Source organism: Streptomyces sp. NPDC059499, from assembly GCF_042749285.1.
Classification (GTDB): Bacteria; Actinomycetota; Actinomycetes; order Streptomycetales; family Streptomycetaceae; genus Streptomyces.
In genome coordinates this window covers 1-24,237 of record NZ_JBHYTT010000015.1, presented here as the reverse complement: position 1 = coordinate 24,237, position 24,237 = coordinate 1, and the positions used below count along the sequence as shown (strand labels likewise).

The window sequence follows — 24,237 nt, the reverse complement described above, 5'->3', positions numbered from 1 at the left end:
GCGACCACGTGACCACGCACCCCTCCCGCCGCCGGCGTCTGCTGACAGCCGCGGCCGCCACTTCCGTACTCCTCGTCACACTGCCGGCACTGCCCGCGGCCGCGGACGACTCCACCCAGTGCACCTTCCCCGCGAAGAAGTACGCGGGCCGACCCTGGGCCCTGCAACGGGTGCTGATGGACGAACTGTGGGAGCAGTCCACCGGCAAGGGCGTACGGGTGGCGGTCATCGACACCGGCGTCGACGTCAAGAACGCCCAGCTCACGAAGGCCGTGGACATCGGGAGCGGCCGCAACCTCCTGGACAAGAACCTCAAGGACGAGAGCGGCAACAAGCTCGAGCGCGGCAAGGAGAACGGCACCACCGACGTGGTCGGCCACGGCACCAAGGTTGCCGGCATCATCGCCGCACGCGAGGCGAAGGGCACGGGATTCACCGGGCTGGCCCCGGACGCGACGATCATCCCGATCCAGCAGAACGACGCCGAGGGCCACGGGACCGCCGAAACCCTGGCTGCCGCCATCCGTTACGCCGCCGACCAGGCGGACGCGGACGTCATCAACATCTCCCAGGACACCGCCAACGCGGTGAAGCCCACCGCCCTCCTCGAGCAGGCCGTGAACGCGGCCCTCGCCAAGGAGATCGTGATCGTCGCCTCCGCCGGCAACGACGGGCTGGGCGGCAATGTCAAGGAGACCTACCCCGCCTCGTACGACGGTGTCCTGGCCGTGGCCGCGTCGGACCGCAACAACGAGCGGGCCGCCTTCTCCCAGTCCGGCGAGTTCGTGGGCGTCGCGGCCCCCGGCGTCGACATGATCTCGACGGTTCCCGGCGGGGGACACTGCGCCGACAACGGCACCAGCTTCTCGGCCCCGTACGTCGCGGGAGTCGCCGCCCTGATCAGGGCCAAGCACAAGGACTGGACACAGGAACAGATCGTCGCCCAGATCGAGCAGACGGCGGAACGCTCGATCGCGGGCCACGACCGTCTGGTCGGCTGGGGCGTCGTCGACCCGGTGCGCGCCCTGACCGAGGACGACAAGCCCATCGAGAAGCCGGTGGCACACGAGGGCGTGAGCAAGGGCGAGGCACCCGTCCCTGCCGCACTCCACCTGGGCGAGACAGCCGACGAACGCAACGCCCGGCTGGCGACCTACGTCGTCGTGGGCGGGGGAGTCCTGGTCGCCGCCATCGCGGGTGCGGCGGTCGCCGTGCGCGACAGACGGCGAAGGCAGGGCCGACAGGGCGCCGTGTGACGCCCGGGCGGCAGGTTGTGTGAGGGAAGTTACCTGAGGCACAAGACAGTTGGACCTGTCAGTGCCATTGGCTAGAGTGATGTTGTGGGGCCAGTGCTGTTCACGCGGGTGCGATAGCAACGCGAAACGGACTGAGCAAACGGGGAAACGGGGAAGGGCAGCAACGTGAGCGAAGGCAACGGGGATCTCCGTCGTGGGGTAGGAGCCCTCGAGCAGTTCCAGAAGCGTGTGAACGCGTTGCTGACGGACCTGGAAGGCTCGGCGGCCGGCAAGTCGAAGGTTGCGGCCCAGACGGTGTCGCGTACCTCCTTGAGTGGCCAGAACGCATGCTTCGCGGAAGCGGATGGGCTCTACAGCCAGTACAACCGCGTCCATGAGTCGCTCGTCACGCTCTCGAAGTCACTGGGCGACCAGATCGAGTACCTGAGCCTCGGCGTGCACGCGGCGGCCGTCGGCTTCGACAACGTGGACGACGACACGCGGCGGCGGTTCTACGAGATCCAGACTCGCCTGGACACGGAGCGCGAGAGGGCACAGGCCGAGAAGACGGCCAAGCCTGAGCAGAACGCTGACAAGCAGAGCGACGCGGGATGGGCAGCCGAATGAGCGAACCGAAGAAGCCGGCAGCGGGTTCCGAGGCACAGCCGGAACTGACTCCAGCGGAACAGACGCAGCAGGACCAGGAGCGCGTCCAGGGACAGTTGATCGTCACGGACGTCACCCGCCAGATGCAGGGCGTGATGGAGGCGTTCGGCTTCGGGGGCTCCGGCTCCTCGGGCCGAACCTCTTTCGAGGGCCATGAGCTCAACTCGATGATCGACCTGATCGAGAACTCCAACCCGGAGCACCTCGAGGAAGCCGGTCAGGCACTCCTGAAGGCAAGGACCGCGATCAACGACGCGGCCAAGGAGTTGGGCGACTTCATCAAGGCCGTCGACTGGGAGGGCGAGTCGGGAACCGCCTTCCGCGACTGGGGCACCGGCCTGGTGGCCCATGCCACGAAGCTGGGCGAGTTCGCGCAGACGGCCGGCACGCAGATCACGGTCGCGGGCACGGGCCTCGCCTCGGTACGCAACTCCCTCCCGCCCCGCGACACCCGCCTGAGCCGCAAGTCTCCCGACGAGATCGAGACCCCGAAGCGGATCGACGGCAACCCGGAGTACGCGGCGGCACTGAAGGTCGAGAAGGACCGCCAGGAGGCCATCAACCAGGCGAACCGGCTGGCTTCGTACTACGCGGTCTCGGAGGAGACGCTGGCGGCACAGGAGCCGCCGCGGTTCGACAAGCAGCTTGATGTGGCGATGCCTAGGCCGTCAGGCAGGATTCGTGAGAATGCAGGGTCAGGAGCATCGGCTGGCTCTGAGTCTGCAGGCAACGGACGCTCTCAGGGTGTGGCAGAGCATGCGGCGACCGGCAGCCAGGGAGCTGCCGTAGGCAGCCATGGCTTTGAGGCACCCGTGGCGGTGGCCCCTGTCCCGGACAAGAGCGTCTCTACGGAGATCGACAGTGTGGCCACACTGCCGGCCCCCGTGACTACTACCGGCCCCTCTCCAACTCCCGCTCCCACGGGTCCTGTCGGCCCGGCGGGGGGGCCACCGACTCCGCCCATGGCGCCCAGCTTCGTGAACCCGGTGACCAACAGCTCCCGGGTGCCCCAGGCAGCAACAGGCGCGCCCAAAACAGTCGGCCAGACCGCGTTCGGCGGGCCAAGAGCAAGTGGTCCCACGGCCGGTGGCTCTACGGCGAACGGTCGTACCGGACCCCCGGTGGGGCGTCCTGCTCCCACGAGCGCGGGTCCGGCCTCCGGACGTGGAGGGCCGCAGTCCCCCACTGCCGGTCGGTCCGGTGTCACTGGTGGCAGGCCCATTGCTGCAGGCCATGCAGGTACGTCCGGAACGACCGGCCCGCGTGCCGGCCGAGCAACAAGCGGCATCGTCGGCGGCACCCCGCAGCGCGCGGTTCCGGGCGGCGCAACCTCTGGGGGCACTCGTGGTGTCCCGCGCGGCACGGTCATCGGAGCCGGGGGAGCGACACGACCGAGCGGCCCGGTCGGCAGCACCGGCCAGCGGGGCGTTGTCGGAGCGGGTGGAACGAGCAGCGCCTCCCGCCCTGGTGGGCGAGGCACTCCCAGCACCAACGGAGTTGTGGGAACACCCCGCGGCGGCGCTGTGGGATCTGGTGCAGGTTCGAAGGGCTTCACGGCCGGCGGCGCGGGCCTTGTGCGTGGCCCGGTGGGTCGGAGGGACTCCGAGGACGAGGACCAGGACGGTGGCACTCCGCGCCCGGACTACCTGACGGAAGACAGAGAGACGTGGGAGGCCGGCCGGCGTGGAGTCGCACCGCCGGTGATCGAGTAGGTACAGGGAAGGTTCGGAAGTCAGGATGACAGCAGGAATGAGCCAGACCCGGAAGCGCCGTACACCTCTCGGATTGAGGGGGCGCCTGCTCGGCACGATGGCTGTAGCCGCTGCGTGGAGTGTCGGGTTCGCGGGGGCCGCTCCCCTCGCAATTGCCGCAGACGTGCAATCGAAGCAGTGGTACCTCGGCGCGATGCAGGCCGACGAGATGTGGAAGACAGCCACGGGCGAAGGCGTCAAAGTTGCTGTCATCGACACAGGGGTCAACTCGTCGACGCCGTCTCTTGAGGGTCAGGTCCTGAAAGGGCTTGACGCTACGGGTGTGGACGGGGATGAGACCGACGATTACAACGGACATGGCACAACCATGGCGGAGTTGATCGCTGGCACAGGTCGGGGTGGGGGCCTGAAGGGTCTTGCTCCAGGGGCGAAGATTATCCCGATGAGAGTCGCTGACGCTGATTGGGAGACCGAAAAGCCACCGAATGCATTCGATACGACGGATGCGATTCGAGCTGCCGCTGATAGTGATGCGAAGATTATCAGCATGTCGTTCGGCAACGACTTTGCATTGGGTCGAGAAAAAGAAGCAGTAAAATACGCCCAAAGCAAGGGGAAGCTCTTCTTTGCTGCTGTCGGCAATGAAGCCAAGAAGGGTAACCCGGAGAGCTATCCCGCTGCATACCCTGAGGTCGTAGGTGTCTCGTCGGCTGACCGTGAAGGCAGAGTAGCCGAGTACTCCCAGAACGGGAGCACTGTCGATATCGCTGCTCCCGGTAATGACATCCCTTACTGGTGTGACGAGACCTTCCAGAATTATTGCGACGGAGGCGACGGAACCAGCGCAGCGACCGCCATCGCTTCCGCCTCCGCGGCCCTGGTGTGGTCCGCCCACCCGGAATGGACTGGGAACCAGGTCCTCAACGTACTTTTTGACACCGCCGGACGGGACTGGGAAAAGGGCACGCTCAGCAAGTACCTCGGCCACGGCCTGATCCGCCCCTCCATGAACATCCTGAAGGACAAGGGCACCCCCGGCGCCCCGGACATCAGCCCTCTCACCAAGGAGAAGACGTCCGGTTCCGCGGGCTCAGCCGCCCCGTCTGCACCGGCTTCGTCACAGCCTGACGAGAAAGAGAAGGCCGACGACGCTGCCCTGGCAGGCTCCAGCAGCGAGAACGACGACAGCCAACTGGGCCTGATTCTCGGCGGCGTGGCAGTCGTACTCGTGCTCGGCGGCGGCGCTTTCGCGCTCGTACGCAAGCGCCGTACCGCCTGACTGACCGTAGTTCCTCATACGCACCGCCCGGCGCAATTGCCGGGTCGATCAAGAGAACCAGGAAGGAAGCCAGAACTATGGCAGATCAGAAGCTTTCAGATGACAGTCTCCTCAAGCTCGAGGGCGAGCTCACCAAGCGGTTCGAGTCCGTCAGGGGCCAGTTGAAGACGCTGCAGGCGACGATCGACAGCCTGGAAGGCGCGTGGAAGGGTATCGGCGCCACCGCGTTCAACGCCAAGCAGGCTGACATCAACCTCAAGATGGGCAACATCGCCACCCGGTTGGTCAACTTCCAGGAAGCGATCAAGGCGGCCCGGACCATCTCGGGCAACACCGAGGACGAGATCAAGCAGGCCCTCCAGGGCGTGGACGTCGTCGCCGGTCACTCCGGGGGTACCGAGGCCCGGACCTCGGCAATGAACACGTTCTGATCCTTGCCTCACCCGTACCTCGTACGGGCCATCACACCTAACTAGATCGAACTGGAGGACCGTATGTCGACCAACGACGGCACGATGGTTGTCACTTACGCGAGCCTGGAACTGGCCGCAGCGGACATCGACAGGCAGGGCAGGCAGCTTCAGGAGGACCTCGCCTCCATCAAGCGGATGGTTGCCAGCGTTTCCGAGCTCTGGGTGGGCGAGGCCAAGTCGGCGTACGACACCGCTCAGGCCGGCTGGGACCGCGACGCCACCGGGATTCAGACGGCCCTGGCCGAGATCTCCCGCAAGGTGCGCGACGCCGGTACCGCCTACCAGGCCGGCGACAAGCGCGCGAGGGCCAACTTCGAGTAGGAATCCTCGCTGAGGACAAACAGGTCAGGGTGGGCACGCACGGGAGGTGCCCACCCTGACCTGTGTCGTGAGGTGAGCGGCCGGACGGATGGGCGATCGCTCAGAGGGCGGTCCGGATGTCCGCCCGGGGCTCATGCGGGCCGCGGGCCTGCAGCGTCCGGCTGAGGACGAGGTTGGTGGTCGTGCTCCCGAACTCGGCCAGCGCGTCGACGATCTCCTCGAGGTGGGCCATCGACGTGGCTGCCACCTTCAGGACGTAGCAGTCGTCCCCGGTGGTGCGCAGGCACTCCAGGATCTCCAGGCGCTCCCCGAGCAGCCTGCGCAGCGGTTCGTGGCGGTTCCCCGGGTACTTCAGCCGCACCACCGCCAGCACCGCATATCCGGCCCGCTCCAGGTGCACCTGCGCCCGGTAGCCCGTGATCACCTCGGTCGCCTCCAGGCGCCGCACCCGCTCCGTCGTCGCCGACGCGCTCAGGTTCACCCGCCGTGCCAGCTCCGTGAACGCGATCCGGCCGTCCCGCTGAAGCTCATCCAGGATCGCCCAGTCCGTGGAGTCAAGATTCTCGGTCATCCGTCCAGATTACCGGCGTATCCACGGGCCAACCGCCCCTGAACAGGCACGAATCCCTTCTGTCGACCCCGGTGGCCTGGCTAGGCTGATCTGTATGAAGATCGGGGTCAACGTCCTCAATTTCGGGCCCGGCACCGACCCGGGAGCCCTGCGGAACTGGGCTCAGACCGTGGAGGGCCTGGGCTTCGACCTGCTGATGGTCTCGGACCACATCGCCATCACGCCCGACGTCGCCGCGCAGTATCCGGCGCCTTTCTACGAGCCCTTCACCACCTTGTCCTGGCTGGCCGGCCTCACCACCCGGGTGCGTCTCGGTACGACCGTCCTCATCGCTCCGTACCGGCATCCGCTGCTCACCGCCCGGATGGCGGCCAACCTGGACGCACTGAGCGGTGGCCGTCTGGTCCTCGGCATGGGGGTGGGCTGGGCACGGCAGGAGTTCGCCGCCCTCGGGATCCCCTTCGAACGCCGTGGGCGACTGACCGACAGCCACCTGCGGGACATGCGGGCGGCCTGGGCGGACACCGCCGACTACGGGAAGCGGAGGATCCCGGTGTGGGTGGGCGGCAACAGCGACGCGGGACTGCGCCGCGCCGTGCAATTCGGGGACGCGTGGCATCCGCTGCGCTGCACCATGCCGTGGCTGAGCGAAGCCGCGGTCAGGCTGAAGGCGTCAGCCGAGGAGCAGAACCTCCCCGTGCCCGCCCTGGCGCCCCGGATCGCTCTCAGACCCACCGCGGCGCCGGTCAGCGGACCGCAACGACTCGCCGGGGAGGGCACGATGGACCAGATCATGGACGACCTCGAACAGCTGCGGCTGCTGGGAGCCGAGACCGTTGTCCTCGACCCGTACAACGGCGACCCCCGCGAGACCTGCCACCCGCAGGCGGCCCGGCAGGCACTCGCCACGGTGGCCGCGCACTTCCACCCACCCGGCCCGATGACGGAGCAGCCATGACCACACCCGACGACCACGCCCTCCTGAGACAGGCCATCGCACTCGCGGCCAAGGCACGCGCGGGCGGTGACCCGCCGTTCGGGTCGCTGCTTGCGGGCCCGGACGGCACGGTGCTGGCGGAGGAGCACAACACGACGCTCACCGACAAGGACATCACGGCGCACCCGGAGCTGAAGCTCGCGAGGTGGGCCGCGCGGGAGCTGGACCCGGCCACAGCGGCGGGTACCACGATGTACACCAGCTGCCAGCCGTGCGGGATGTGCGAGGCAGCCATCCAGCGGGCCGGGCTACGGCGCGTGGTGTACGCCCTGTCCAACGACCAGCTCCTGGACATCAGGCCGGGCAGTGGTCAGCCTCCCGTGCCACAGCACGGCCCCGCGCTGCTCGACGAGGTACGGGCCGTGGTCGAGGGGTACTACCGCTGAGCACCTTCCGTCCCCGGCGCAGCCCCACACACCGAGGCGGGCGGGGCAACGGCATCCGGCCCGCTGCCCCGCCCGCCCCGCCGCGAAGGGCGATACGCCCTACCGGTCCCCGTCCATCAGCCCGGACTGCACCAGCGGGTTCCCGCGTCGACGGGTGACGAAGACCCCGCGCCCCGGAGGCATCGGGCGCGGTCGTACGTTGCCGAGGATGTCCCCCTCGATGGGGTCGCCCGACAGCATCAGGCCCTGCGCCCCCAGTTCCAGGATGCGCTGCATGAAGGGCTCGTACAGTGCGCGGCCCGCCCCCGCCGTACTGCGGGCGATGATGAACCGCACGCCGACGTCACGGGCGAACGGCAGCATCTCCGTGAGCGCGGCCAGCGGGTTGCCGCTCGACGTCGAGACCAGGTCGTAGTCGTCGACGACCACGTACACCGTCGGGCCGCTCCACCAGCTGCGGTCGCGCAGCTCCTGGGCGGTGACCTCGGGCGAGGGCGTACGACGCTTCATCAGGTCGTACAGCGCGTCCGTGTGGTGCTCCATGTTGTTGGACATGGGTACGTACTCCGCCAGGTGCGTCGCCGGAGTGACGTCCAGGAGCGCTCGCCGGTTGTCGATGACGAAGAACTTGGCGGTGTTCCCGTCGTACCTCTCGGTCAGCTGCTTGATGAGCAGGCGCAGCAGATTCGACTTACCGGACTCGCTCTCGCCGAACACCAGGAAGAACGGGTCGCGCTCGAAGTCGAGGAAGACCGGCTCCAGGTTGTTCTCGTCGATACCGAAGGCGATGCCGCGGTCCGGCTGCGCGTAGCCCGCGGGCAGTTCGCGGACCGGGAGTTCGCGGGGCAGCAGACGCACCGCGGGGGCCGGCGCGGCGGTCCAGTGGCGGGAGACCTCCTGGTTCATGGCCGCCGTGGCCTCGGAGAGGTCGCTGTCGGAGTTGATGCCGTCGATCCGCGGTACCGCGGCCATGAAGTGGAGCTTCTCCGGCGTGAGGCCGCGCCCGGGTACACCGGCGGGCACGTTGACGGCGGCCTTGCGGTCCAGCTCGGAGTCCATGACGTCACCGAGCCGCAGTTCGAGCCGGTTCATCAGGTGGTCCTTCAGGTTGGCCCGGACCTCCATGGAACGCGACGCCGTGACGATCAGGTGGATGCCGTAGCCGAGCCCGCGCTGCGCGATGTCGACGGCAGCCGACTCCAGGCCCTCGTAGTCCGTACGGAAGTTGCCCCAGCCGTCGATGAGCAGGAAGACGTCGCCCCACGGCTGGTCCGTCGCCGAGATGTCACCGCGCGCCCGCAGCCTGCGGAACGTGGCGATCGAGTCGATGCCCGCGCTGCGGAAGTACTCCTCACGGCGCGCCATGATCCCGTACACCTCGGAGACCGTACGACGCACCCGTTCGGGGTCGAGCCGGGACGCGATCCCTCCGACGTGCGGCAGACCGGAGACCGAGGCCAGGCCGCCGCCACCGAAGTCGAGCCCGTAGAACTGGACCTCCTGCGGAGTGTGGGTGAGGGCGAAGCCCGCGATGAGCGTGCGCAGCAGCGTGGACTTGCCCGACTGCGGACCGCCCGTGATCTGCATGTGGCCCGCCGCACCGGAGAAGTCACGGTAGAGCGTGTCGCGCCGCTGCTCGTACGGCTTGTCGACCACGCCCAGCGGGACGACGAGGCGCCCCGAGCCTTCGAACCCGGGCTGGGTCAGCCCGCGGCCCTCGACGGGGGAGAGCCCCGGCAGGAGCTCGTCCAGCGACGGAGGGTTGTCCAGCGGAGGCAGCCACACCTGGTGTGCGGAAGCCCCCCGGCCCTCCAGCCGGCGCACGATCACGTCAAGCACCGTGTCGGCGAGCGCGTCGTCCTCGGCCTTGCGCGCCTCGGGGACGGAGGCCTGCGCCGTCGGCTGTACGTAGCGCACCGGCACCGGAGCCGCGGTGAACAGCACCGGCCTGCGGTCCACCGGCAGAGGGCCGGAGGAAGCGGCAGGCTGGGCGCCCGACCGGTACACCCCGGAGACGTACGCCGCCTTGAAGCGCACCATCTCGTCCGTGCCGTACTTCAGATAGCCCGAACCGGGGACATTGGGCAGGTGGTAGGCGTCGGGCACGCCCAGCGCCGCACGTGACTCGCCCGCGGAGAACGTACGCAGACCGATCCGGTACGACAGGTAGGTCTCCAGGCCGCGCAGCCGCCCCTCCTCGAGGCGCTGCGACGCCAGCAGCAGATGGACGCCCAGCGAACGGCCGATGCGCCCGATCTGCACGAACATCTCGATGAAGTCCGGCTTCGCGGTCAGCAGTTCGCTGAACTCGTCGATGACCAGGACGAGGGAGGGGATGGGCTGCAGTGGTGCACCCGCGGCCCGTGCCTTCTCGTAGTCGTGGATGTTCGCGTAGTTGCCCGCGTCGCGCAGCATCTCCTGGCGGCGGTTGAGCTCACCGCTGATGGAGTCGCCCATGCGGTCCACCAGCGTCAGGTCGTCCGCGAGGTTGGTGATCACCGCTGCGACGTGCGGCATCTGCGCCATACCGGCGAAGGTGGCGCCACCCTTGAAGTCGGCGAGGACGAAGTTCAGCGTCTCCGAGGTATGGGTGACGGCAAGACCCAGTACGAGCGTACGGAGCAGCTCGGACTTGCCGGAACCGGTGGCGCCGACACAGAGGCCGTGCGGCCCCATGCCCTCCTGCGCCGCCTCCTTGAGGTCCAGCATCACCGGGGCGCCGTCCTCGCCCACGCCGATCGGGACCCGGAGCCGCTCCGCCTGCGAGCGGGCCCGCCAGGTCCGGCTCACGTCGACCGACGCGGCGTCACCGAGGTTCAGCAGATCGGTGAACTCCAGGTTGGCGAGGAGCGGTTCGTCGTCGTCCCCGCCCGAGGCGACATGGAGCGGGGCCAGCTGCCGTGCCAGTGCCTCCGCGGCCTCGTGGCTCAGCAGGTCGGGAAGGCCGTCGTACACCAGGCCGTGCCCCGACTCCAGCTGCAGCGAGTGGGGATCCACCACGATGGAGAGGCCGCCGCGCGCTCCGTTGACCTGGCCCGTGACGATCTCGACGACCGTCACACCCTGAAGGCCCTCGGCCGACGCGAGCGCGGACGTGGCCGGTACGGACTCGCCGTCGAGCACGACGACGATGTGCGGCTGGTCGAGGAGCGGCTGACCACCCGGCTGGAAGCGGGGCCGGCCGTCGAAACGACCCGCGAGCATCTCCTCCAGCTCCGCGACATCGGTGGTGAGCAGGCGACGGCTGCCGGCGCCGTCGACGGAGCCCGGCACCTGGACGTGCGGGAGCCACTTCGCCCATTCCCAGCGCGGAGCGGCGCCGCGGCCGGTCGCGACGGCGATGATCAGGTCCTCGGGGGAGTGCAGCGAGGCGAGCGAGCCCACCATCGCGCGGGCGGCGGCACGCGCGGACTCCGCCTCGCCGCTGATCGTCAGGTGGTAGAAGGCACGGAGCGAGACCGCCATCGGCAGCCCGTCCAGCGTGCTGTGGGTCATCAGGAACTGCTGCATCGCCCCGGCGGTCAGCGGCTCCAGTTCGTCGACCGGCGCGGTGTCGGGTGCGACGAGCGGCGTGGCGAGTTCCTGGCTGCCCAGGCCGATGCGTACATGCGCGAAGTCCGCGTCCCCGATACGGCGTTCCCACACCCGGCTGCCCTCGGCGACGAGCGCCCACAGCTGCTCCGGGGACGGGTGGAGATAGAACTGCGCGTCACGCTGTTCCCGGGCGGTCTTCAGTACGACGCGTCTGGTCTGCGTCAGGTACTTCAGGTAGTCGCGCCGCATGTCCGCGAGCTGACCCTGGGTGCCGCGCCGGAAGCGGATGATCATGGCGATCGCCATCGCGATCGTCGACGCGATCATGATCATGCCCATGATCCGCATGATGGGGTTCGGCGTCATGAAGAAGAAGACGACGGAACCACCCATGCCGAGCATGGGCAGCAGCTGCATCATCACCCCCTCCTGCTGCCCGCGAGGCAACTCGGGCGGAGGTTGCAAGTGCACCTGCTCGCCCGGAACTTCGGAGGGGAGGGCCCGCGGTGGGCGCTTGACGACGATCTGGCTCACAGCTCACCAATTCCCTTGCCGGACGGAACTGTTCCTATCGGCGCCCCCGTGGCGACGGGTTCCGTCCGCGGGAGGATCCTACTGGCGTACCCGGTGACCCCAGGGCGGTAGGGTGTCGCGACGGTGTACGCATCCGCTAACTACCGCAAAAAAATGGGTCATTCGGGACGCAGGCGGAGCCCATGATCCAGGGGTGCGTACGTCGGGAGATCCAGGAGAACCATGAGGGGGAGCAGCACGTGACTATGACGGCCCAAACGGCGGCTACCGGATCCGGCCGGACGGGTCCCGGAGTTCCGGCCGGCAACGGAACCGGCTTCTGCCGGATCACGGTCGTCGCGCCCGACGGCCGCGTCGACGTGGCGCTGCCCGAGGACGTCCCCGTCGCCGACCTCTACCCGGAGATCCTCCGCCTCTCGGGGCAGAGCCCCACCCCGGGCGCCCCGGTCGGCTACCACCTGGTGCGCCGTGACGGCACCGTCCTCGACAGCGGACGCACGCTGGCCGGCCAGCGCATCCTCGACGGCGAACTGCTGTCCCTGCGGCCCTTCTCGGAATCGCTGCCCCCCGCGGTCTTCGACGACGTGTCCGACGCCGTCGCCACCGCCGTCGCCCGCGACCGCACCCTCTGGGGCGACAGCCTCATGCGCTCGGCCGGACTCTTCGGCGGATCGGTCCTGCTGGTCCTCCTCGGCTTCGTGCTGTGGACCTCCGACGTCCGGCACGACATGCACGGCCTGCCGGGCATCCTGGCCGCCGTCACCGCCCTGCTCCTCCTCGCGCTGGCCTGCGTGCGCGCGCGTGTCTACGCGGACCGCGGCTCGTCCATCTCGCTGGGGATCGGCGTGCTCACCAACGCGGCGGTCGCCGGGACCGGGCTCCTGCCGCTCAGCGACGGCCAGGGCATCGGCAGGCTCCAGTTCCTGCTCGCCTGCGCGGCCGTGCTGGTGGCGTCGGTGATCCTCATGATCGCCGCACCCGAGGGCGACGGCACGTTCGTCGCATTCGTGTTCGCCTCGGCCATCGGCCTGCTGGTGACCTTCGTCGCGATCATGACCGGCATGGAGCCGGCCGAGACCGCAGCCGTGTGCGCGCCCCTCTCCGTGGGGCTCCTCGCCTTCCTGCCCGGACTCTCCACCCGCTTCGCCCGCCTCCCGATCGGCTTCGAGCCGCCCCGTACCACCACGGGCGACTACGGGGCGTCCGACGCGGCGCCGCAGGGTCCGGTCGACGCCGGCCGCATCGCCGCCCAGGCGCGGCGCGGCCACGAACTGCTCGTCGGTCTGGTCGGCGGATGCGCGCTGGTGGCCGTGGGAGCCGCAGCGGTGCTCGGCTTCTCGGACAGCATCTGGGGCCAGTTGCTGGCGCTCGCCACCGGCATCGCGATGCTGATGCGCGCCCACCTGTTCCGCTACACCGCCCAGGTCGGCTGCGCCCTGGGCGCGGGCCTCGCCGCACTCGTGCTCCTCGGCCTCGGCCTGTCACTCAACCCGCCGGCCGCGCTGATCCGCGAGGCGTTCAAGGGGGACAGCGGCGGACTCGACATCCGTACGATCTGGCTCACCGCCGCGGTCGCCGGTGTTGCCGCGCTGATCACGGCCATAGGGCTGATCGTGCCGCGCAAGGGAGTCACCCCGTTCTGGGGCCGCTTCCTGGAGATCGCCGAGGCGTGCGTACTCCTGACACTGCTGCCGCTGTGCCTCGCCGTCTTCGAGGTCTATCACTCGATCCGCGCACTCACCAGCTGACACCCGTCCGGGGGCGCTCCGAACGGCTGGTACTCTGACCAGTGGCCGTTTGTGTACGCGTCCCCGGATCATTCTGGGGGCTGCGCTCATCGGACCTTCGCCTCCGAGTCATGGAAGCTCCCCTGAGATCAAGACCAGGGGCACTCGTGGGCGCATCGAACATCAAGAGGAGTACGCGTGCCGCTCGACGCCGCTACGAAGAAGCAGATCATGTCCGAGTTCGCCCAGAAGGAGGGTGACACCGGATCCCCCGAGGTCCAGGTCGCCATGCTCTCCCGCCGGATCTCGGACCTGACGGAGCACCTCAAGACGCACAAGCACGACCACCACTCCCGTCGTGGTCTGCTGATCCTGGTCGGCCAGCGTCGCCGCCTCCTTCAGTACCTGGCCAAGAAGGACATCCAGCGCTTCCGTGCGCTCGTCGACCGCCTCGGCATCCGCCGTGGCGCGGCCGGCGGCGCCAAGTAAGGACGCTGTGGGAGGGAGCGGTTCCCCGATTCCAGGGGGCCGCTCCCTTTGCTGTACGTGCGGGACCGGGGTCAAGCTCAGTAACCTGGACGCACGAGAACGAGGAGAGGCGCCTACGGCCGCCGCCGGTCCTCGGTAGTGGCCCCCGGGACAACGCCCGGGAGCTTCGATCGAAGACCGGCCCCGCACACAAAGTGCGCCTCTCCGCACCGTCCTGCGCCACACGGGCGCCAGGACGAAAGACGACGAGTATGGAGAAATCACTAGTGGAGAACGAGACCCACTACGCCGAGGCCGTTATCGACAACGGAACCTTCGGCACCCGCACCATCCGCTTCGAGACGGGCCGCCTCGCCAAGCAGGCCGCAGGCTCCGCCGTCGCGTACCTGGACGACGACACCATGGTGCTGTCGGCCACCACCGCTTCCAAGCGGCCCAAGGACAACCTCGACTTCTTCCCCCTCACGGTGGACGTCGAGGAGCGGCAGTACGCCGCCGGCAAGATCCCCGGCTCGTTCTTCCGCCGGGAGGGCCGCCCCTCCGAGGACGCGATCCTCACCTGCCGTCTGATCGACCGCCCGCTGCGCCCCTCCTTCAAGAAGGGCCTGCGCAACGAGATCCAGATCGTCGAGACGATCATGGCGCTCAACCCCGACCACCTGTACGACGTGGTCGCGATCAACGCCGCCTCCGCTTCCACGATCCTGGCGGGCCTGCCCTTCTCCGGCCCGATCGGCGCCACCCGCGTCGCCCTGATCAAGGGCCAGTGGGTCGCGTTCCCGACGCACACCGAGCTCGAGGACGCCGTCTTCGACATGGTCGTCGCCGGTCGCGTGCTCGAGGACGGCGACGTCGCGATCATGATGGTCGAGGCCGAGGCCACCGAGAAGACCATCCAGCTCGTCCAGGACGGTGCCGAGGCCCCGACCGAAGAGGTCGTCGCCGCCGGTCTCGAAGCCGCGAAGCCCTTCATCAAGGCGCTCTGCAAGGCCCAGTCCGACCTCGCCGCCAAGGCTGCCAAGCCCACCGGTGAGTTCCCGGTCTTCCTCGACTACCAGGACGACGTCCTGGAGGCGCTCACCGGTGCCGTCAGCACCGAGCTCGCCAAGGCGCTCACCATCGCCGGCAAGCAGGAGCGCGAGGCGGAGCTGGACCGCATCAAGGAGATCGCGGGCGAGAAGCTCCTCCCGGCCTTCGAAGGCCGCGAGAAGGAGATCTCCGGTGCCTACCGCGCGCTGACCAAGAAGCTGGTCCGCGAGCGCGTCATCAAGGACAAGGTCCGCATCGACGGCCGTGGCGTCACGGACATCCGTACGCTCGCCGCCGAGGTCGAGGCCATCCCGCGCGTGCACGGCTCGGCGTTGTTCGAGCGTGGCGAGACCCAGATCCTGGGCGTCACCACCCTCAACATGCTCCGTATGGAGCAGCAGCTGGACACCCTCTCCCCGGTGACCCGCAAGCGCTACATGCACAACTACAACTTCCCGCCGTACTCCGTCGGCGAGACCGGCCGCGTGGGCTCGCCCAAGCGCCGCGAGATCGGCCACGGAGCGCTCGCCGAGCGCGCCATCGTGCCGGTGCTGCCGTCGCGTGAGGACTTCCCCTACGCGATCCGCCAGGTCTCCGAGGCGCTGGGCTCCAACGGCTCGACGTCCATGGGCTCGGTCTGCGCCTCCACCATGTCCCTGCTGAACGCCGGTGTGCCCCTCAAGGCCGCCGTCGCCGGTATCGCCATGGGCCTGATCTCGCAGGAGATCGACGGCAAGACCCACTACGTCGCCCTCACCGACATCCTCGGTGCGGAGGACGCCTTCGGCGACATGGACTTCAAGGTCGCCGGTACGAAGCAGTTCGTGACCGCGCTCCAGCTCGACACCAAGCTCGACGGCATCCCCGCCTCGGTCCTGGCCGCCGCGCTGAAGCAGGCCCGTGACGCGCGTCTGCACATCCTGGACGTCATGAACGAGGCCATCGACGTCCCGGACGAGATGTCCCCGAACGCCCCGCGGATCATCACCGTCAAGATCCCGGTGGACAAGATCGGTGAGGTCATCGGCCCCAAGGGCAAGATGATCAACCAGATCCAGGAGGACACCGGCGCCGACATCACGATCGAGGACGACGGCACCATCTACATCGGTGCCCAGCAGGGCTCGCAGGCCGAGGCCGCCCGCGCCACGATCAACGCGATCGCCAACCCGACCATGCCGGAGGTCGGCGAGCGCTACCTGGGTACGGTCGTCAAGACGACCACCTTCGGTGCGTTCGTCTCCCTGATGCCCGGCAAGGACGGCCTGCTGCACATCTCGCAGATCCGCAAGCTCGCCGGTGGCAAGCGCGTGGAGAACGTCGAGGACGTGCTCGGCGTCGGCGCCAAGGTCCAGGTCGAGATCGCGGAGATCGACTCCCGCGGCAAGCTCTCCCTCATCCCCGTCGTCGAGGGTGAAGAGGACGAGAAGAAGGACGACACCGACAAGTGACGTCCCGTAGTTCCGTGACGACGGCCCGCACCTCCTCGGAGGCGCGGGCCGTCGCCCGTACCCAAACGCTTCTCAAGGGCAGCAACGGCATCGGCACGGTCCGCCGCACGGTTCTCCCCGGCGGCCTCAGGATCGTCACCGAGACCCTGCCCTCCGTCCGCTCCGCCACCTTCGGGATCTGGGCCAACGTCGGATCACGCGACGAGACGCCCACCCTGAACGGCGCGACGCACTACCTCGAACACCTCCTCTTCAAGGGCACCGCCAAGCGCAGCGCCCTCGACATCTCCTCCGCGATCGACGCGGTCGGCGGCGAGATGAACGCCTTCACGGCGAAGGAGTACACCTGCTACTACGCGCGGGTCCTGGACACCGACCTGCCGCTGGCCATCGATGTCGTCTGCGACATGCTGACCGGCTCGCTGATCGCCCCCGAGGACGTCGACGCCGAGCGCGGCGTCATCCTCGAGGAGATCGCGATGACGGAGGACGACCCGGGCGACTGCGTGCACGACCTGTTCGCGCACACCATGCTCGGCGACACCCCGCTCGGCCGTCCGGTCCTCGGCACGGTCGACACGATCAACGCGCTGAACCGCGGCCAGATCGCCCGCTTCTACAAGAAGCACTACGACCCCACGAACCTCGTCGTCGCCGCCGCGGGCAACGTCGACCACGCCACGGTCGTACGCCAGGTCCGCAGGGCCTTCGAGCGCGCGGGCGCCCTGACCAGCACCGACGCCGTACCCAGGACGCCGCGTGAGGGCTCCCGCACACTGCGCACCGCGGGCAGGGTCGAACTGCTGAACCGCAAGACCGAGCAGGCCCACGTCGTCCTCGGCATGCCCGGACTGGCCAGGACCGACGAGCGCCGCTGGGCGCTCGGCGTCCTGAACACCGCACTCGGCGGAGGCATGAGCTCACGCCTCTTCCAGGAGGTGCGGGAGAAGCGCGGCCTCGCCTACAGCGTGTACTCGTACACCTCGGGCTTCGCCGACTGCGGCCTCTTCGGCGTGTACGCGGGCTGCCGGCCCAGCCAGGTGCACGACGTCCTCAAGATCTGCCGCGACGAGCTCGACCGTGCGGCGACGGACGGCCTCGGTGACGAGGAGATCAGCCGTGCCGTCGGTCAGCTCGCAGGCTCGACCGTCCTCGGCCTGGAGGACACCGGTGCGCTGATGAACCGCATCGGCAAGAGCGAGCTGTGCTGGGGCGAGCAGATGTCGGTCGACGACATGCTGGCGAAGATCGCGGCGGTCACCCCCGACGAGGTCCGCGCGGTGGCGGCCGATGTCCTCGGACACCGTCCCTCGCTGTCGGTCATCGGGCCGCTCAAGGACAAGCAGGCGGACCGCCTCCACGAAACGGTCGCCTGACCCGGTTTCTCCACCCCTCAGTCAAGGAAGCAGAGCACATGAGCAAGCTGCGCGTGGCCGTTCTCGGCGCCCAGGGACGCATCGGGTCCGAGGCCGTACGAGCCGTCGAGGCCGCCGGTGACATGGAGCTGGTGGCCGCACTCGGCCGCGGCGACAAGCTGGAGACCCTCACGGAAAGCGGTGCGGAGGCCGTCGTCGAGCTCACCACCCCCGCGTCGGTGATGGACAACCTCGACTTCTGTGTCCGGCACGGCATCCACGCGGTCGTCGGTACCACGGGCTGGACCGACGAACGGCTCGCGCAGCTGAACACCTGGCTCTCCGGCTCCCCGGAGACCGGTGTGCTCATCGCGCCGAACTTCTCCATCGGCGCGGTCCTCACCATGAAGTTCGCGGCGCAGGCCGCCCGCTACTTCGAGTCGGTCGAGGTCATCGAGCTCCACCACCCCAACAAGGCCGACGCCCCCTCCGGCACCGCCACCCGCACCGCCCAGCTCATCGCCGAGGCCCGGCGGACGGCCGGCTGCGCCCCGCAGCCGGACGCCACCGCCACGGCACTGGACGGCGCCCGCGGCGCGGACGTCGACGGAGTCCCGGTCCACTCGGTCCGGCTCCGCGGCCTCCTCGCCCACCAGGAGGTCCTGCTGGGCGGCGAGGGTGAGACCCTCACCCTCCGCCACGACTCGCTGCACCACAGCAGCTTCATGCCGGGCATTCTGCTCGGCACCCGCCGCGTGGTGACCACTCCCGGCCTCACCTTCGGCCTGGAACACTTCCTCGACCTGAACTGACTGGGCCCAACCCCATGCGCGCAAAGCTCACGTACGCCGTCACCGCTGCCGTCCTGGTCTTCTACTTCGTCCTGGCCGGCAGCCGCGGCGTCCTCCTCATCCGGCACGGCACGCTGCTCACGGTCACCTTCGGCGTGGCGGTGCTGATCCTGCCGGTGATCGGGATCTGGTTCCTCTGGAAGAACACCCAGTTCGTCCGCAGGGCCAACGCCCTCGCGGCGGAGCTGGACGCGGAGGGCGGCCTCCCCGTCGACGAGCTGCTGCGCACCCCGTCCGGGCGTATCGACCGGGACTCCGCCGACGCCGTGTTCACACAGCGCCGCGAGGAGACCGAGGACAGCCCGGACGACTGGCGCTGCTGGTTCCGGCTGGCCGTCGCCTACCAGGACGCCAGGGACACCCCACGGGCCCGCAAGGCGATGCAGCGCGCCATCGCCCTGCACGCGAACAAGCCGGTACGCGCCTGAGCGGCGCCGTACCGGCTTGTCGGCGGGGTCTGCGGCCCCGGCTGTGCGGTCAGGATCAGTCCGTGCGGTACTCGTCGCCCCAGGCCTCGATCGTGTCGGTGGCACGCTCGAACGCCTCGCCACGGGCCAGGAAGTCCGCGTTGTGGTCCGTGACCAGCGGCGGCAGCGCCTCGCCGCCCTTGCGCACCACGACAAGGGCCTGGCCCTGGACGGTCCGCGGGAATCCCAGCCACCGCACCGGCTGCTGGACCGTGCGGACCGACGCGGCCTGGTCCCACGGCACCGTCGTCGTCAGGAAGAAGCCCACCCGCCGCACACCGTGCCGGCTGACCCAGGCACCGACCCGCAGCAGCCGCAGCGCGCAGGTGATCAACAGCCCGGCGAGCACGAAACACGCGCCGGCGGCGGAGATCGATCCGGCCAACGAGATGATCATGGCCGCGAGCAGCACGAAGGACGCGAGCAGCAGCACGGTGGCCGCGGCTGCGACCCGCCACGGGCCGGGACGGTAGGGCCGCCGCCAGCTGTCGTGGTCGTCGAACGGCAGCGCGATGTCCTCTGCGCCCGCGTCGAATGCGCGGTCGGCCGTCAGAAAGGGCAGGGGCACGACTGATCCTCACTCACAAGCACGCTCGATTGCTGTGCCCGGTGAGGCTACCGAGCACCCCACCGGCCGACCACCCCAGGGGGCCCGTACGGCTCAGCGGTGCCGGGACGCCTCGGACTTCTGACCGTGCGTCGGCGTCTGGTCGGTGCTGAGGGCGGGGACGCCGAACAGCAGCGATCCCGCGAGGCCCGCGACCACCGTCAGCCCGACGAGGGAACGGCCGACCCACTGGGACACGCTGGCAGGCTCCCGGGGCGGCGGAGTGACATTGCTGCGGAACCTGTCGGCCTCGGCAACGAACGAGAACGGGACGGATTCACGCCGGCGGAACATGAGGTAACTCTCCTTGAACTCTGTAGCGGGTGCTGCTAATGAGTCAGACGTACGGGAGAGGCGATCGGTGCCCCGAATCGCCGAACGGGTCCAAGAATTCCTGCGGACGGATGCGCGTCCCCCGAACGGATGCGCTCGGACGGGCGCCTTCCCGGCAGTGGCCGGATAATGCGCCCCCGGCCGGGCCCGTAGAGTGGACGCCGCCCGAGCGACGCCATTGGAAGGACCCCCGCCGGTGACCGACACCCCCGAGCCCACGAAAGCTCACTTCCGCAGCGATGTCACCGTTGACCTGGTGAAATCTGCCGCCAGCGACTCCGACGTGCTGTTCGCGGCCCGTGTGTCCACGGCCGGTGAGCAGTCCCTGGAGGAGGTCACCAAGGACCCCGAGCGCTCCAAAGGGCTCATCAATTACCTGATGCGGGACCGGCACGGAAGCCCGTTCGAGCACAACTCGATGACCTTCTTCATCAGCGCCCCGATCTTCGTGTTCCGCGAGTTCATGCGGCACCGCGTGGGCTGGTCGTACAACGAGGAATCGGGCCGCTACAGGGAGCTCGAGCCGGTCTTCTACGTCCCGGGGGAGTCCCGCAAGCTCATCCAGCAGGGCCGCCCCGGCAAGTACGAATTCGTCGAGGGCACCCCGGAGCAGCACGAGCTCACGAGCCGCGCCATGGAGAACTCCTACCGGCAGGCGTACGACGCCTACCAGGAGATGCTCGCCGCAGGAGTCGCCCGCGAGGTCGCCCGTGCGGTACTCCCGGTCGGGCTCTTCTCCACGATGTACGCCACGTGCAACGCCCGCTCGCTGATGCACTTCCTCGGCCTGCGCACCCAGCACGAACTGGCGAAGGTCCCGTCCTTCCCGCAGCGCGAGATCGAAATGGTCGGCGAACAGATGGAGCAGCACTGGCAGCAGCTCATGCCGCTCACTCATGCCGCCTTCAACAAAAACGGACGGGTAGCCCCGTAGGCGGTGTCCGTATTGCGGCGTTTCGTGAAGTTCATCTAGGCTGATCAAACGGACCCGGTACTGCCTGAACCCCCGAGCAGGCAGTGCCGGGCTCCACTTCCCCGTCCCCCCGAGGGACCACGGCGCTCCGAGCAACGAGTAGCGTGTTACCCATGGCTCCGATCTCCACTCCGCAGACCCCCTTCGGGCGGGTCCTCACCGCTATGGTCACGCCCTTCACGGCGGACGGCGCACTCGACCTCGACGGTGCCCAGCGGCTCGCCGCCCATCTGGTGGACGCAGGCAATGACGGCCTGGTCGTCAACGGCACCACCGGCGAGTCCCCGACCACCAGCGACGCGGAGAAAGACCAGCTCGTCAGGGCTGTACTCGAAGCCGTGGGTGACCGGGCCCACGTCGTCGCCGGCATCGGCACCAACGACACCCGCCACAGCATCGAGCTGGCCCGCACCGCGGAGCGCTCCGGCGCCCACGGCCTCCTCGCCGTCACGCCGTACTACAACAAGCCGCCGCAGGAAGGTCTCCTGCGTCACTTCACCGCCATCGCGGACTCCACCGGACTGCCGGTGATGCTCTACGACATTCCCGGCCGCAGCGGTGTGCCGATCGACACAGAGACGCTGGTACGGCTGGCCGAGCACCCCCGTATCGTCGCCAACAAGGACGCCAAGGGAGACCTGGGCCGCGCCAGCTGGGCGATTTCCGAGTCCGGACTCGCCTGGTACTCAGGTGACGACATGCTGAACCTCCCGCTGCTCTCGGTCGGTGCCGTCGGCATCGTCTCCGTCGTCGGCCACGTCGTCACCCCTGACCTGCGCGCGCTCATCGAGGCCTACCTCGGCGGCGACGTACAGAAGGCCACCGAGATCCACCAGAAGCTGCTCCCGGTCTTCACCGGGATGTTCCGCACCCAAGGTGTGATCACCAGCAAGGCCGCACTCACCCTGCAGGGCCTGCCCGCCGGCCCGCTGCGCCTCCCTCTGGTGGAACTCACCGCACAGGAGACGGCCCAGCTCAAGATCGATCTGGCTGCCGGCGGGGTACAGCTGTAACCACGGACTTCACAACTGAATACGCGAGGCAACTCGCAACAGAAACACCACCTGACAACAGCAAGTGCACGAATGACATGCGCGCCACGTGCCCTCAGCGGTACGTGGCGCGCGTGGTAAGGAGAGTCTTTTGAGTCATCCGCATCCTGAACTCGGTACCCCGCCGAAGCTCCCGAAGGGCGCCCTGCGGGTCACCCCGCTCGGCGGCCTGGGCGAGATCGGCCGCAACATGACGGTGTTCGAGTACGGCGGACGCCTGCTCATCGTCGACTGCGGTGTCCTCTTCCCCGAGGAGGAGCAGCCCGGCATCGACCTGATCCTGCCGGACTTCACCACCATCAGGGACCGCCTGGACGACATCGAGGGCATCGTCCTCACGCACGGCCACGAGGACCACATCGGTGCCGTCCCCTATCTGCTCCGGCTGAAGGCGGACATCCCGCTCATCGGTTCCAAGCTGACCCTCGCGCTCATCGAGGCCAAGCTCCAGGAGCACCGGATCCGTCCCTACACCCTTGAGGTGGCCGAGGGACAGCGTGAGCGCATCGGCGTCTTCGACTGCGAGTTCATCGCGGTCAACCACTCCATCCCGGACGCCCTCGCGGTGGCCATCCGCACCCCTGCGGGCATGGCCGTCGTGACCGGCGACTTCAAGATGGACCAGCTGCCGCTGGACGGCCGTCTCACCGACCTGCACGCCTTCGCCCGGCTGAGCGAGGAGGGCATCGACCTCCTTCTCTCCGACTCGACGAACGCCGAGGTCCCCGGCTTCGTGCCGCCGGAGCGGGACATCTCGAACGTCCTGCGCACGGTGTTCGCGAACGCCCAGAAGCGCATCATCGTGGCCAGCTTCGCCAGCCACGTCCACCGCATCCAGCAGATCCTGGACGCCGCCCACGAGTACGGCCGCCGCGTCGCCTTCGTCGGACGCTCGATGGTCCGCAACATGGGCATCGCCCGTGATCTGGGCTATCTGAAGGTCCCCGCGGGCCTGGTCGTCGACGTCAAGACGCTGGACGACCTGCCCGACGACGAGGTCGTGCTGGTCTGCACGGGTTCGCAGGGCGAGCCGATGGCGGCCCTGTCCCGGATGGCCAACCGCGACCACCAGATCCGGATCGTCCCGGGCGACACGGTGATCCTCGCGTCGTCCCTGATCCCGGGCAACGAGAACGCGGTCTACCGCGTGATCAACGGTCTGACCCGCTGGGGCGCCAACGTCGTCCACAAGGGCAACGCCAAGGTGCACGTCTCCGGCCACGCCTCGGCCGGCGAGCTGCTGTACTTCTACAACATCTGCAAGCCGAAGAACCTCATGCCGGTCCACGGCGAATGGCGCCACCTCAGGGCCAATGCGGAACTCGGCGCGTTGACGGGCGTACCCAAGGACCACATCGTCATCGCCGAGGACGGCGTCGTCGTCGACCTCATCGACGGCAAGGCCAAGATCGTCGGCAAGGTCCAGGCGGGCTATGTGTACGTCGACGGCCTCTCGGTCGGCGATGTCACGGAGACGTCCCTCAAGGACCGCCGCATCCTCGGTGACGAGGGGATCATCTCGGTCTTCATCGTGGTCGACAGCTCCTCGGGCAAGATCGTGGGAGGCCCCCACATCCAGGCCCGCGGCTCGGGTATCGACGACGGTGCGTTCACCGCCGTGGTGCCCAAGGTCGAGGAAGCGCTCAACAAGTCGGCCCAGGACGGAGTGATGGAGCCGCACCAGCTCCAGCAGCTGGTCCGCCGCACGGTGGGCAAGTGGGTCTCCGACACCTACCGCCGGCGCCCGATGATCCTTCCGGTCGTCGTCGAGGTCTGACCTCAAGGGCACCAACCAGGAGCGGGGCGCCTCGATTTGCATCGGGGCGCCCCGCTCCAGTACGTTTACGGCTCCGCCTGACCGGGAAGCACCGCGCGCAGCCATGCGCGGGGAGCGCACCGTACGGGGCGGGAATTCCGACTCAGAATCTCTGATAAAGTCGGATCCGCCGAAAGGCAAAGGCCAGTCCACAGGCCACTGGAATCAAATTCGGACCGGAAACGGAACGGAAAAGAGTCTGGTAAAGTTGGAATCGCTGGAAAGGGAAACGCGAAAGCGAAGAACTGGAAAGCGCAGTAACAATTCTCCTGCTTCGCAGGGGGCCCGCTTCGACCGGGAATCGGACACGAAAGAGTCTGATAGAGTCGGAAACGCAAGAACGAAGGGAAGCGCCCGGAGGGCCCCGGTGAAACGGGAC

Annotated in this window: 21 protein-coding genes; 17 read left to right on the top strand and 4 right to left on the bottom strand. The window is 68.5% G+C overall.

Annotated features, from left to right (window positions below):
• The first annotated feature begins 8 nt into the window (after positions 1–8).
• The 6 genes from mycP (at position 9) to ACFW9O_RS28365 (ending at position 5,686) form a co-directional block, all read left to right on the top strand.
• Entirely contained in the window at positions 9–1,256 is a 1,248-nt protein-coding gene (gene mycP / locus ACFW9O_RS28390; RefSeq protein ID WP_384613278.1) for a type VII secretion-associated serine protease mycosin, read from the top strand.
• Positions 1,257–1,421: 165 nt separating this feature from the next.
• Positions 1,422–1,862: a hypothetical protein gene (locus tag ACFW9O_RS28385; protein ID WP_351171176.1), complete on the top strand. Its 441-nt coding sequence runs from the start codon at positions 1,422–1,424 to the stop codon at positions 1,860–1,862.
• On the top strand, positions 1,859–3,613 hold the full coding sequence (locus ACFW9O_RS28380; RefSeq protein ID WP_384613277.1) for a hypothetical protein: 1,755 nt from the start codon (positions 1,859–1,861) through the stop codon (positions 3,611–3,613). Before ACFW9O_RS28385 ends, ACFW9O_RS28380 begins: the two co-directional genes overlap by 4 nt.
• 25 nt (positions 3,614–3,638) lie before the next feature.
• Entirely contained in the window at positions 3,639–4,892 is a 1,254-nt protein-coding gene (locus tag ACFW9O_RS28375; RefSeq protein ID WP_384613275.1) for a S8 family serine peptidase, read from the top strand.
• Between the two features lie 77 nt (positions 4,893–4,969).
• A complete protein-coding gene (locus ACFW9O_RS28370; RefSeq protein WP_384613273.1) occupies positions 4,970–5,323 on the top strand; it encodes a WXG100 family type VII secretion target in 354 nt (117 codons plus the stop codon).
• A 63-nt stretch (positions 5,324–5,386) separates the two neighbouring features.
• The gene (locus tag ACFW9O_RS28365) at positions 5,387–5,686 is read left to right on the top strand and encodes a WXG100 family type VII secretion target (RefSeq protein WP_351171188.1); all 300 of its coding nucleotides are present in this window, start codon (positions 5,387–5,389) and stop codon (positions 5,684–5,686) included.
• Between the two features lie 100 nt (positions 5,687–5,786).
• Here the strand turns inward: ACFW9O_RS28365 and ACFW9O_RS28360 are convergent, their stop codons facing one another.
• Complete coding sequence (locus tag ACFW9O_RS28360; protein ID WP_384613271.1) at positions 5,787–6,257, bottom strand: Lrp/AsnC family transcriptional regulator; 471 nt, start codon at positions 6,255–6,257, stop codon at positions 5,787–5,789.
• Positions 6,258–6,351: 94 nt separating this feature from the next.
• Between ACFW9O_RS28360 and ACFW9O_RS28355 the strand changes: the two genes are divergently transcribed.
• Both ACFW9O_RS28355 and ACFW9O_RS28350 read left to right on the top strand, forming a co-directional pair.
• Positions 6,352–7,215, top strand: coding sequence for a TIGR03619 family F420-dependent LLM class oxidoreductase (locus ACFW9O_RS28355; RefSeq protein WP_384613270.1), 864 nt, complete (start codon positions 6,352–6,354; stop codon positions 7,213–7,215).
• On the top strand, positions 7,212–7,640 hold the full coding sequence (locus ACFW9O_RS28350; protein WP_384613268.1) for a nucleoside deaminase: 429 nt from the start codon (positions 7,212–7,214) through the stop codon (positions 7,638–7,640). Before ACFW9O_RS28355 ends, ACFW9O_RS28350 begins: the two co-directional genes overlap by 4 nt.
• Before the next feature lie 99 nt (positions 7,641–7,739).
• Here the strand turns inward: ACFW9O_RS28350 and eccCa are convergent, their stop codons facing one another.
• A complete protein-coding gene (gene eccCa / locus ACFW9O_RS28345) occupies positions 7,740–11,708 on the bottom strand; it encodes a type VII secretion protein EccCa (protein ID WP_384613267.1) in 3,969 nt (1,322 codons plus the stop codon).
• Positions 11,709–11,953: 245 nt separating this feature from the next.
• Between eccCa and eccD the strand changes: the two genes are divergently transcribed.
• The 6 genes from eccD (at position 11,954) to ACFW9O_RS28315 (ending at position 19,038) form a co-directional block, all read left to right on the top strand.
• The gene (eccD, locus tag ACFW9O_RS28340) at positions 11,954–13,456 is read left to right on the top strand and encodes a type VII secretion integral membrane protein EccD (protein WP_384613266.1); all 1,503 of its coding nucleotides are present in this window, start codon (positions 11,954–11,956) and stop codon (positions 13,454–13,456) included.
• Between the two features lie 177 nt (positions 13,457–13,633).
• Complete coding sequence (rpsO, locus tag ACFW9O_RS28335; protein WP_003965855.1) at positions 13,634–13,924, top strand: 30S ribosomal protein S15; 291 nt, start codon at positions 13,634–13,636, stop codon at positions 13,922–13,924.
• A gap of 266 nt (positions 13,925–14,190) precedes the next feature.
• Positions 14,191–16,404, top strand: a complete 2,214-nt coding sequence (locus ACFW9O_RS28330; RefSeq protein ID WP_351171224.1) for a polyribonucleotide nucleotidyltransferase — start codon at positions 14,191–14,193, stop codon at positions 16,402–16,404.
• The gene (locus ACFW9O_RS28325; RefSeq protein WP_384613263.1) at positions 16,401–17,780 is read left to right on the top strand and encodes a M16 family metallopeptidase; all 1,380 of its coding nucleotides are present in this window, start codon (positions 16,401–16,403) and stop codon (positions 17,778–17,780) included. Before ACFW9O_RS28330 ends, ACFW9O_RS28325 begins: the two co-directional genes overlap by 4 nt.
• A 38-nt stretch (positions 17,781–17,818) precedes the next feature.
• Entirely contained in the window at positions 17,819–18,571 is a 753-nt protein-coding gene (dapB, locus tag ACFW9O_RS28320) for a 4-hydroxy-tetrahydrodipicolinate reductase (protein ID WP_351171206.1), read from the top strand.
• A 14-nt stretch (positions 18,572–18,585) separates the two neighbouring features.
• Positions 18,586–19,038 carry a hypothetical protein gene (locus ACFW9O_RS28315; protein WP_329206801.1) on the top strand — a complete coding sequence of 151 codons (453 nt, stop codon included), beginning with the start codon at positions 18,586–18,588 and terminating at the stop codon, positions 19,036–19,038.
• A gap of 55 nt (positions 19,039–19,093) precedes the next feature.
• On the opposite strand, the gene ACFW9O_RS28310 is transcribed toward ACFW9O_RS28315, so the two are convergent.
• Positions 19,094–19,645, bottom strand: coding sequence for a hypothetical protein (locus ACFW9O_RS28310; protein ID WP_351171209.1), 552 nt, complete (start codon positions 19,643–19,645; stop codon positions 19,094–19,096).
• Positions 19,646–19,738: 93 nt separating this feature from the next.
• Positions 19,739–19,978, bottom strand: coding sequence for a hypothetical protein (locus ACFW9O_RS28305; RefSeq protein WP_351171212.1), 240 nt, complete (start codon positions 19,976–19,978; stop codon positions 19,739–19,741).
• 235 nt (positions 19,979–20,213) lie between these two features.
• Here ACFW9O_RS28305 and thyX point away from each other — a divergent pair, with 235 nt between their 5' ends.
• The 3 genes from thyX (at position 20,214) to ACFW9O_RS28290 (ending at position 23,819) form a co-directional block, all read left to right on the top strand.
• The gene (gene thyX / locus ACFW9O_RS28300) at positions 20,214–20,951 is read left to right on the top strand and encodes an FAD-dependent thymidylate synthase (RefSeq protein WP_384613261.1); all 738 of its coding nucleotides are present in this window, start codon (positions 20,214–20,216) and stop codon (positions 20,949–20,951) included.
• Positions 20,952–21,103: 152 nt separating this feature from the next.
• On the top strand, positions 21,104–22,003 hold the full coding sequence (gene dapA / locus ACFW9O_RS28295; RefSeq protein WP_351171218.1) for a 4-hydroxy-tetrahydrodipicolinate synthase: 900 nt from the start codon (positions 21,104–21,106) through the stop codon (positions 22,001–22,003).
• A gap of 130 nt (positions 22,004–22,133) precedes the next feature.
• Positions 22,134–23,819 carry a ribonuclease J gene (locus ACFW9O_RS28290; RefSeq protein ID WP_384613258.1) on the top strand — a complete coding sequence of 562 codons (1,686 nt, stop codon included), beginning with the start codon at positions 22,134–22,136 and terminating at the stop codon, positions 23,817–23,819.
• Positions 23,820–24,237: the final 418 nt, after the last annotated feature.

Excerpts from the sequence above, each read along its gene's own strand:
- ACFW9O_RS28380 (WP_384613277.1), top strand. The coding sequence starts at position 1,859 with ATGAGCGAACCGAAGAAGCCGGCAGCGGGTTCCGAGGCACAGCCGGAA.
- ACFW9O_RS28375 (WP_384613275.1), top strand. The coding sequence starts at position 3,639 with ATGACAGCAGGAATGAGCCAGACCCGGAAGCGCCGTACACCTCTCGGA.
- ACFW9O_RS28370 (WP_384613273.1), top strand. The coding sequence starts at position 4,970 with ATGGCAGATCAGAAGCTTTCAGATGACAGTCTCCTCAAGCTCGAGGGC.
- ACFW9O_RS28365 (WP_351171188.1), top strand. The coding sequence starts at position 5,387 with ATGTCGACCAACGACGGCACGATGGTTGTCACTTACGCGAGCCTGGAA.
- ACFW9O_RS28360 (WP_384613271.1), bottom strand. The coding sequence starts at position 6,257 with ATGACCGAGAATCTTGACTCCACGGACTGGGCGATCCTGGATGAGCTT.
- ACFW9O_RS28355 (WP_384613270.1), top strand. The coding sequence starts at position 6,352 with ATGAAGATCGGGGTCAACGTCCTCAATTTCGGGCCCGGCACCGACCCG.
- ACFW9O_RS28350 (WP_384613268.1), top strand. The coding sequence starts at position 7,212 with ATGACCACACCCGACGACCACGCCCTCCTGAGACAGGCCATCGCACTC.
- eccD (WP_384613266.1), top strand. The coding sequence starts at position 11,954 with ATGACGGCCCAAACGGCGGCTACCGGATCCGGCCGGACGGGTCCCGGA.
- dapB (WP_351171206.1), top strand. The coding sequence starts at position 17,819 with ATGAGCAAGCTGCGCGTGGCCGTTCTCGGCGCCCAGGGACGCATCGGG.
- ACFW9O_RS28315 (WP_329206801.1), top strand. The coding sequence starts at position 18,586 with ATGCGCGCAAAGCTCACGTACGCCGTCACCGCTGCCGTCCTGGTCTTC.
- ACFW9O_RS28305 (WP_351171212.1), bottom strand. The coding sequence starts at position 19,978 with ATGTTCCGCCGGCGTGAATCCGTCCCGTTCTCGTTCGTTGCCGAGGCC.
- dapA (WP_351171218.1), top strand. The coding sequence starts at position 21,104 with ATGGCTCCGATCTCCACTCCGCAGACCCCCTTCGGGCGGGTCCTCACC.